General features: G+C 64.3%; 6 protein-coding genes. 1 reads left to right on the top strand and 5 read right to left on the bottom strand.

Going from position 1 to position 8,845, the window contains the following annotated elements; genetic code table 11:
• Position 1: 1 nt before the first annotated feature.
• Together WYS_RS10405 and smc are read right to left on the bottom strand one after the other, a co-directional pair.
• The gene (locus tag WYS_RS10405; protein ID WP_019178109.1) at positions 2-901 is read right to left on the bottom strand and encodes a hypothetical protein; all 900 of its coding nucleotides are present in this window, start codon (positions 899-901) and stop codon (positions 2-4) included.
• Positions 898-4,503 carry a chromosome segregation protein SMC gene (smc, locus tag WYS_RS10410; protein WP_026069021.1) on the bottom strand — a complete coding sequence of 1,202 codons (3,606 nt, stop codon included), beginning with the start codon at positions 4,501-4,503 and terminating at the stop codon, positions 898-900. The genes WYS_RS10405 and smc overlap by 4 nt, the downstream gene beginning before the upstream one ends.
• 486 nt (positions 4,504-4,989) lie before the next feature.
• Between smc and WYS_RS10415 the strand changes: the two genes are divergently transcribed.
• Complete coding sequence (locus WYS_RS10415) at positions 4,990-5,859, top strand: glycosyltransferase family 2 protein (protein ID WP_019178111.1); 870 nt, start codon at positions 4,990-4,992, stop codon at positions 5,857-5,859.
• Between the two features lie 7 nt (positions 5,860-5,866).
• Here the strand turns inward: WYS_RS10415 and WYS_RS10420 are convergent, their stop codons facing one another.
• The 3 genes from WYS_RS10420 to WYS_RS15090 form a co-directional block, all read right to left on the bottom strand.
• Positions 5,867-6,973, bottom strand: coding sequence for a glycosyltransferase family 4 protein (locus WYS_RS10420; protein ID WP_019178112.1), 1,107 nt, complete (start codon positions 6,971-6,973; stop codon positions 5,867-5,869).
• 9 nt (positions 6,974-6,982) lie between these two features.
• Positions 6,983-7,939 (bottom strand): Gfo/Idh/MocA family protein, encoded by a 957-nt coding sequence (locus WYS_RS10425; RefSeq protein WP_019178113.1) that lies wholly within the window; start codon positions 7,937-7,939, stop codon positions 6,983-6,985.
• Positions 7,936-8,845: DegT/DnrJ/EryC1/StrS family aminotransferase (locus WYS_RS15090; protein WP_019178114.1), on the bottom strand; the 910-nt coding region annotated here is incomplete at its 5' end. The genes WYS_RS10425 and WYS_RS15090, both read right to left, overlap by 4 nt.

Consider the following 8,845-nt stretch of genomic DNA (forward strand, 5'->3'; position numbering starts at 1 on the left):
CTCAGATCACCGCGTCCTTGTCCATCCGGGCAGCACGCGGCGTCGGCACCGGGGGCATGTCCTCCAGCGTGCCGATGCTCCAGTCCATCCTGACCTCGAGGCATATCGTCCCGTCCGGCACGTCGTCCTGCCATACCGATATCTTGCCGGCGCGGGCCAGGAACAGCAGGGCCATGAACACGGTCACTAGGTCCTCGCGGCCCCCGTTCCAGATATCATCCAGCGTGACCGCGCCGGAGCCGCACCTCATGATCCTCTGCCACACGTCCTCCACGTCCCTCTCCATGTCGTCGTTGTGGGCCTTGGTGTCGAAGGCGGCGATCTTGACCTTGTTCACTTCCCTGAGCTTCTCCCGGATGAGGCTTTCCTGCTCCTCGCGGCGGGCGTCCTCGAACGCGTCGAGCAGCTCCAGCAGCGTGACGGGCCTGGTGCCGTGGCGGCGCACCACTTCCGAGAGGGACACCTCATCAGGCATGCACAGCCTGGCCCGGGGCTCCTCGTCGGTGAGCCAGTCTATCTCGTCGGTGAAGTCCAGCTCGGGCTGGCGGTCCTCGGTGCCCAGGAGCACTTTCTCGCTCTGCATGCGCAAGATGGACCAGGCCATCAGCATGAGCTTGCCGGCGATGACGAAGTTGACCTCCTGGTCCCGGACCTTCTCGGTGTACAGCTGGGTGAACTGCATCAGGTCGATGTCCCAGGGGTCCAGGTTGTTGTTGAGGACCAGCTCGAACACCGTCTCGATGGAGCGGTCCAGGGGGTCCTTGGGCGCTATGGCCGCAGTGCTCTCCCGCAGCACGTTCAGATAGTGGTCTATCTTCTCCGCATCGTCGGCCTCGTCGATCATGGCCTTGTGGAACATTAGGTGCTGCAGCACCCCTTCCGCCCCTGTGCATCCCATCATGGTGTTTCCCCATCCATCTTCTCTTCGGGTATCTTGAACTCGTCCTGGAAGTCCTTTACGTCGGAGATGTTCGGCCGCACTATGACGTGCGATATCCCCCCGTCCTGCTTGGTGACGCCGATAATGTGATCGGCCTTGGTGAGAGTGATCTTCCTCAGCGATATCTGCACGAACTGGGCGGTCTTGGAGGATTTCTGGACCCTCTTGGCCACCATGTCCGCGTTGATGCCGTCCAGGAACATGTCCACCTCGTCGAGGAGGTAGAACGGGGACGGCTGGTACTCCTGGATGGCGAATATGAACGCCAGGGCGGTGAGCGACTTCTCGCCCCCGCTCAGCGCTTCCAGTCTGAGCACCTTCCCCTGCTTCGGCTTGGCCCTGATCACCAGTCCGCCCTCGAAGGGCTGCTCTGGATTCTCGAGTATCAGCGAGGCTTCCCCTCCCTGGGAAAGCTCGGCGTAGGCGCGCTTGAAGTTGGTGTTCACCGCATCGTACACCTTGAGCAGGGAGACCTTCTTCTTCTCGTTCAGGTCCCCCTCCAGCTTAACCAGGTCCCGGTGCTGCGCTTCGAGCCTCTTGACCTCTGACGCCAGCTCGTCGTGGCGCTTCTGCTTCTCGCCGTAGTCATCCACTGCCTTGAGGTTAACCGGCCCCATGGAGTTGATGGCGCTCTCGCACTGCCGGATGGTGTCCTTGAGCGCCTCCATCGACGGCGTGGGCATGGCGATGGGGACGCTGTACTGCTTCAGCTCCTCATCCAGCTCCCTGATCTTCTCCTGGCACTGGCTGATGCGGGTGGTGAGGCCGACGATGACCCCGGTGGTCGTTTCCACCTTGTTGGAGATCCCGTCCCTCTCCGACTCCAGGCCGGTCTTCTCGCGGAACAGGGACTCCTTCTTCTTCCGGAGCTCGTTCATCTCCTGGCCCATGGAGTCCTCTATCTTCCGGAGGGCCGCCAGCTCCGTGCGCGCCCTGACCCCCGTGGCGGCCGACTCCTCGGCGTCCTTCTTGACCTTGGCGATCTTCTCCGTGACGGCTTTCTCGTCCCCGGCCAGGTCGTCCACCCTCCGCTGGGTGAGCTTGACCTTGGCGTCCAGGGTCTCCTTGGCCGAGCGAAGGTCCGCCACTACGTTGGTCAGCTCGGACACCTCGCCCTGCAGGGCCTTGAGCCGGGCGGACATCTCCTTGGGGGCGAGCTGCTCCATCCTCTCGCGGGCCTCGTCCCTCCTCTTCCGCCTGGACTCCAGCTCGCCGGCCGCCGACGCCATGCTGGCCTCCAGGTCGGCCGCCGCCTTCTCCGCCTGGGCCATCTCGGCCTGCTTCTTGGCCTTCTCCTCCTTCACCTGGGAGAGCCGGCCCTTCAGCTGGTCCCGCTGCCCCTCCAGGGTCTTGAGGGTGATGGTCGTTGCGCCGCCGGTCCCGGACAGCTCGCGCATCCTTGTCTCAATGGTGAGGAGGTCCGCGCGCACCTGCCTTAGGTCGGCGAAGGCCTGCTCCGAGGCGCGTATGGCCTGGTCGAGCTTGGCCGACACTTCTTCCAGCCGGCCCTTGGAGGCGGCCCCGAACTTCAGGGCGCTTGATTCCACGTTGCCGCCGACCATCGCGCCGGACGCTTCCAGAAGCTCTCCTCCGGCCGTGACCAGCCGAACGCCGCCCATGAGCTTCCTGGCCTGATCGAGGGTGTCGACCACGACGGTGTCGCCGAGCACGTACCAGAACGCCGCGCGGTACCTCTCGTCGAACTTCACCAGGTCGATGGCGAAGCCCACCGCGTCCTTGGCCGCCATGATCGCCTTGCCCCTCGGTCGGCCGTCCAGCATCTTGGTCAGCGGGAGGAGGGTGGCCCGGCCCATGCCGTTCCTCTTGAGGTACTGGATGCACTGCGAGGCCACCTCGTCGTCGTCGACGATGATGGCCTGCATCCTGTTCCCGGCAGCGATGTTGAGGGCCGTCTGATATCGGGGGTCCACCTCGGCCAGCTCGGCGATGGTGCCGTGAATGCCCTTGATCATGCGGCCGTCGCGGGCCTCCAGTATCCCCCGGACCGCCCGATTGTACCCCCGGGCGACCTCGCCGGCCGCCTCCTCCTCGGCCTTCAGCCTGGAATGCTCGCGGGTGAGGGACTTTATGGCCTGGTCCAGCTCGTCCGCTTCCCGGGTGAGCTTTCCCTCGGCGCTCTTCTTCTGCAGGAACTGCTCCTGAAGTTCCTTGAGTTCCTTGCCGGAGCCCTTGTCGCGGTCCTTGATCTCCTTGATCTTCCATTCCGCGTCGCTGACCCCGAACTCGATGGACTTCAGGTCCTCATCGAAAGCGGAGAGCTCCGAACCGAGCCTCTCCATCCGGCCCTCCAGGCGCTCCTTCTCCATGACCAGCTTGTTGGAGGCATCCTCCCTTTCCCGGACGTCCTTCTCCTGCTGGGCGATGCTCTTCTCCAGGTCCGCGAGCTCCACGTCGGTGGCGCTGATCTTCTGGTGGACCTCGCCGAGGTCCTTCCTCTTGCCCTCCAGAGCTCTCGAGCTGGAGCCCAGGAGCTCGGACTTGGCGCTCAGCTCCGACGCGAGGCCGGCCACTTCCGCCGCGGTCGCCTCCCTCTCTTCCTTCAGCGCTACAAGCTCTTCCTCGAGCTCAGCGGCGGACTGCGCCGCCTGGGCCGCCTTGTCCTCGGCCTTGGCCACCTGGACCCTGAGGGCATCGATCTTCTCGCGAAGCTCCTTGAACTCCTTCCCCCCGCGGGCCTCCAGGTCCTTGTCGGCCTGGACCATCCGGGCGTCGAGGTCCCTCACATTATCGATTATCTCCAGCTTCCGGGACTTCAGCCTCTCGATGTCCGCCTCGAAGCCCTGTATCTGCTTCTGGAGGCTGACGATCTCGACCTCGGTGCTCTCCTTGCGCCGGAAGGCCATCTGCGCCTTGGACTGGATGAGCATCTCCTTCATGCGGATGTAGGTGAGGGCGACCTCCTTCTCCTGTTCCAGCTGATCTATCTGGCGGAGCAGCTCCGACAGGATGATGGATATGCGCTCCATGTTGGCGTCGGTCTCGCACCTCTCCGCCTGGGCCTTGCCGATCTCCTCGTCGAACTTGGAGATGCCCGATATGTCGTCCAGGATCCTCCTGCGCTCCAGGTTGGACATCGACACTATCCGGGTGACGTCGCCCTGCTGGACGAAGTTGTACCCATCCGCGCTGATGCGGGCGTTGGACAGCAGCATGTCGAACTCGCCGAGGGAGGACTTGCGGTCATTGACGTAGAAATAGGAGCTGTAGCCGTCCCCCTCGCTGGCCATCTTGACCACCCTGGTCAGGCGGACGGTGTCGTCATCGATGGGGATCATGCGGTCCTTGTTGTCGAAGACCAGGGACACCTTGCAGTGGTCGGCGGGGCTCTTGTTGCTGCCGCCGTTGAATATGAGGTCGGAGAGCTTCCCGGCGCGTATGGCCCTGGAGCTCTTGGGCCCGAGCACGAAAAGTATGGAGTCCGAGACGTTGGACTTGCCGGAGCCGTTCGGTCCCGTGACCGCGGTATAGCCTTCCAGCAGGGGCACTGTAAGCTTCCTGCCGAACGACTTGAAGTTCTCAAGCTCTATCTGTTTAAGGTACATCCAACCTCCGACGCCGGAGGCGAAACCGGGGCCCAGCATCCCATGGCCCCTACGATCGCTTCCCATCCCGTGAGTCCGACGCATGTCGGACGTGAGAATGAAATGAAATGATGGCTATATAAGATTTGTCGCAGGTTCTCCGATATCCATACTAACGTTCGTCGGTTTTAGGGGCATTTATCCGCACGTTCGTCATATTTTCCGCGCTCTTCGTTAACGTTCGCCCCTGGAAACCGCCCTCGGCATGCCGTCCGCAGGCAGGCCCGCGAGGCCCCGAGAACCACCAGGACGACGGGAACGTCCAGCGCTCCGCTCCTGAACCGGCCGCCGCGGGGCCGCGGCATCGCTCCCTCTGGGCACCTCCCCCCGGCGCCAAGACGGCGCCGCCGCGCGGGCGAGAGGACGACAGCGCAGCGCCCTCGCCCGCCCTGCCCGGTTCGAGGCCAGGCAAACGTACTTTAACGGATACCCATCAAGGGGTTGGCCATGAGCCGAGCCGCTGACCAGGGCGCGCGCGACCCCTTGAGGGACCTGTGCGTCATAATCCCCACCTGGAACTCAGGGAACCGCCTGGAGCGGTCCCTGAGGTCCGTGGAGGACGAACTAAGGCCGGCCCGCATCATCGTGGTGGACCGCGACTCCCGGGACGGGACCCCCGAGATCGCCCGCCGCCACGGGGCCACGGTCATCCCGGACACCGTCTCCCTGGGCTCCGCTCGGATCAAAGGAGTAGGGGCCAGCGGCTCAGAATGGGTCTGCTTCGTCGACGACGACGTGGTCATCCCCCCGGGGTTCCGGGAAAGGACCCAGAGGCTCTTGGACGACCGCACCGGCGCGGTCCAGGGGGCGGTGATATCGGTGCATCAGCCGTACAGGGACATGCTTGTCGACTCCTATGAGGGGAGGTTCAGGGGCGGGGAGGCCTATGACCTCGGGCCGGGGGACCGGGGCCTTACCTCGGCCACCCTGGTGAGGAGGTCCCTCATCGAGGACCTGGACCTCGAGGACATAGACACCTGGGAGGACTGGCTGATGACCCAGAAGGTCCTGGACAGCGGGCACCGCTGGATAGTAGCGCGCCTGTACGTCGATCACTTCCACGAGCTCGAGGACCTCCCCAGGAAGGAGGGCCGCAACGCCGCGGGGATATTGAACCTCGGCCGCACCGGGAGGATGCCCGCGCGCAGGGCCCTGTGGTGGTACGCCCACGCCGCCCTGCGAGGGCCGCGCAACGCGTTCTGGGTGACCGCGAGGTCGAGGGACCCGCGCCATTTCCTCCATTTCAGCCGTCAGACCCTCAGCGTACTGCTGGCGCCCTTCTACATGCTGGGAGAGGCGTCCCGTTCCCGGGCGTGAAGCTCGCTCAGGATAGCGCTTCTCGATACGCATCCAGCAGCCGCGCGCCCATTGCGTTCCAGTTGTACTCCCTCTCCGCGGAGGCCCGGCCGGCCCTGGCCCAATCCTGCCGCTTCGCCGGGTCGCGGAACCGCTCGATGGCCTGGCGGAACCCTTCCTCGCTCCACTCGATGGCCAGCCCACAGCCCGTCTTCTCCACCAGGTCGCTGCTGGTGGTGCCCTTGGTGGTGAGCACGGGCACGCCCACGGCCATGGCCTCGTAGATCTTGGTCGGGGAATTGCCCACGTAGTTCTTGTTGGAGGGATCTAGAAGGCACACCACCACGTCGCTGGCCGCCATTTCCCTAAGCATCGCGGGGTGCTGCAGGAATCCCAGGAACTGGACCTTCCGGCCGTCCGCGCGCTTCCGGACCTCCCCCTCCAGGCGCCCCCATCCCGCTACCTTGTACGTAACGTCGTTCATGGGCCCGCACGCGTCGATCGACTCGATGATGTACCTCATGGGCTCCAGCGTCCCGACGTAGATGAGGCCGAGTTCGCGGCCCTTGAACTCCGGCGGGGGGATGTCCTTCGGAAGGTCGATGCAGTTCTCCACCAGGATGACGCCGTTGCGGGCGTTCTTCCTCATGTGAGAGGCATGGACCTCGCTGACGGTGATCACCACGTCCGCCTTCCCGGTGAACACGCCCTCCACGCGCTCGACCGCATTGGCGATCCATTCCGGCAGATCGACCGAGATCATCTGCGCGTAGTTCTCGTGCGCGTCGAAGACCAGGGGGACCCGCTTGAACCAGGCGATGACCGCTCCGAGGACCAGGGTGTCGAAGTCGTGGCAATGCACGATGTCCGCACCATCGCGGAGGGCGCGGAGCAGGGCGCGGAGGAAGAACAGCGGATAGAAGAGCGCCAACGATAGCATGGACCCTACCCGGCCGGTCCTGACCCGCTCGATCTTCGCTCCCTTGTGCTCACCATGGTCGGGGTAGGCGTTCTCCCGGTCCCACGCCAGCACGGTTACGTCGTACCCGTTCGAGGCCAGCAGCTCCGCCTCCTTGGCCACCCGGGGGTCCGGCCGGAACCCGTTGGTGAGGAGCATCAGGACCCGCTTGCCCAACGCCGCACCTCAGGAGGACAGCTCTTCGGCCCTTCCACTGGCCAGGGACCTCTTGGCCGCCTCGATCATCTCCACCGTGCGCACCCCGATGGGGCCGGAGTTCCTCGTTTCCGTCAGGGGATCGCCGATGGATTGCAGGAAGTGCAGGAGCTCCGTCTGGATGGTGTTGTTGCGCTCTATACCCAGCTTGTAGGTGTAGCCGGACTCGTACACCGTCACTTCCTGGCTCACCGCGTCGATGACCGCGGAGCGGCCCTCGCCTGTTATCTCCACCTGCCGTACCTTCCGGGGCGACAGCCAGGATAGGGTTGTGTGCGCCAGCGCGCCTGAGGGCATCTCCGCCACGATGTAGGCGGCCTCCACCCCCTCCTTGCGGCGGTAGGCCTGGCCGGCGGCGCTTATCTTGACGGGCCAGGCGTCGAAGAGATAGTTGGTGATGTCGAATGTATGGGGAGCCAGGTCCACGATGACGTCCCGGTCCGGGTAGGCCGGCTCGAGGTTGGTCCAGGTGAGGTTCATCATGAACATCCGACCGAAGAAGTTCTGCTTGGCCAGGCGGCGCACCTCGTTCAGGGCGTTGTTGAAGCGGTAGATGTGGCCGACCGACAGCGTCAGGTTATTCTTCTCGGCCAGCTCCACCAGCTGCCTGCCCTCTCCGGAATCGAGGGCCAGGGGCTTCTCTACCAGGACATGCTTCCCCGCCTCCAGGGCCTCCTTGGCGGCCTGGAAGTGCAGGCTGTTGGGGAGGCACACGTTCAGAGCCACGATCTCAGGGTCCTTGAGCACCTCGCGATAGTCGTGGTGCAGCTCCTTGACCCCATATCGGTCGCGGCAGAACTCCAGGTTCTTGTCCAGCTGATCGGACACGGCCTTGACGTTCACGCCGGGAATATTGCGGTACTCGTCCACGATCTTCTTGCCCCAATACCCGACCCCGAGCACCGCCACGTCGAAACGCCGCCTCATCTTCTTCCTCCATAGAACTCAATGATCTTGTCGCTTACAAAGTCCACCTGCGGGGCCGTCAGGCCCGGGAACATCGGGATGGAGAGCATATGCTCTGCCGCCGCCTCGGCCTTGGGGTACTCGCCCGGCGAGAAGCCGTAGGCCTCCCTGAACACCGGCTGCAGATGTATGGGCGGGAAGTGCACCGCACTCTCGATCCCGTTGTCGCCGAGGTGCCTGGCCAGCGCGTCACGGTCCTCGCACCTGATGGCGAACACGTAGAAGGCGGGCCGGACCTCCTGATCGCCCATTGGGGGCAGGACCACCCGGGCCAAGCCCCGGAGCCTGCGGTGGTATTGTGCGGCTATCTCCCTGCGCCTTTCGTTCCACTCGTCCAGATGCTTCAGCTGCACTCTGCCGAAAGCGGCGTTGGCCGTGTTCAATCTGGAAGTGAAGCCGAACACGTCATGCTCGTACCGAGATACTCGTCCGCAATCACGGAGCTTTCGAATATCGTCAGCGACACGTTTGTCGTTGGTCGTGACCATGCCGCCGTCCCCGCCCACCGTCATGTTCTTGGTGGAGTAGAAAGAGAAGCAGCCCACGTGGCCCAGCGAGCCGGCCTTTCGGCCCCGGTACATGGCGCCGTGCGCTTCCGCGGCATCCTCGATCATTTTGACCTTGTCCCCTGCGCTCTCGGCGAGCTCGTCGAACCTGGCGGGATGGCCGTACAGGTCTACCGGCAGCACCGCGGCGGTGCCTCGGAGCACCTTCCCTGCAACCTCCTGAGGGTCGAGATTGTAGTCCCGGTCCGATATGTCTGCGAAGGTAGGGGTGCCTCCGGCGTGCACCACGGAAGCGGCGGTGGCCACGAAGGACAGGGGGGTGGTGATGACCTCCCGCGCCCGAACGTTCAGAGCCAGCAAT

Source organism: Methanomassiliicoccus luminyensis B10 (genome assembly GCF_000308215.1).
Classification (GTDB): Archaea; Thermoplasmatota; Thermoplasmata; order Methanomassiliicoccales; family Methanomassiliicoccaceae; genus Methanomassiliicoccus; species Methanomassiliicoccus luminyensis.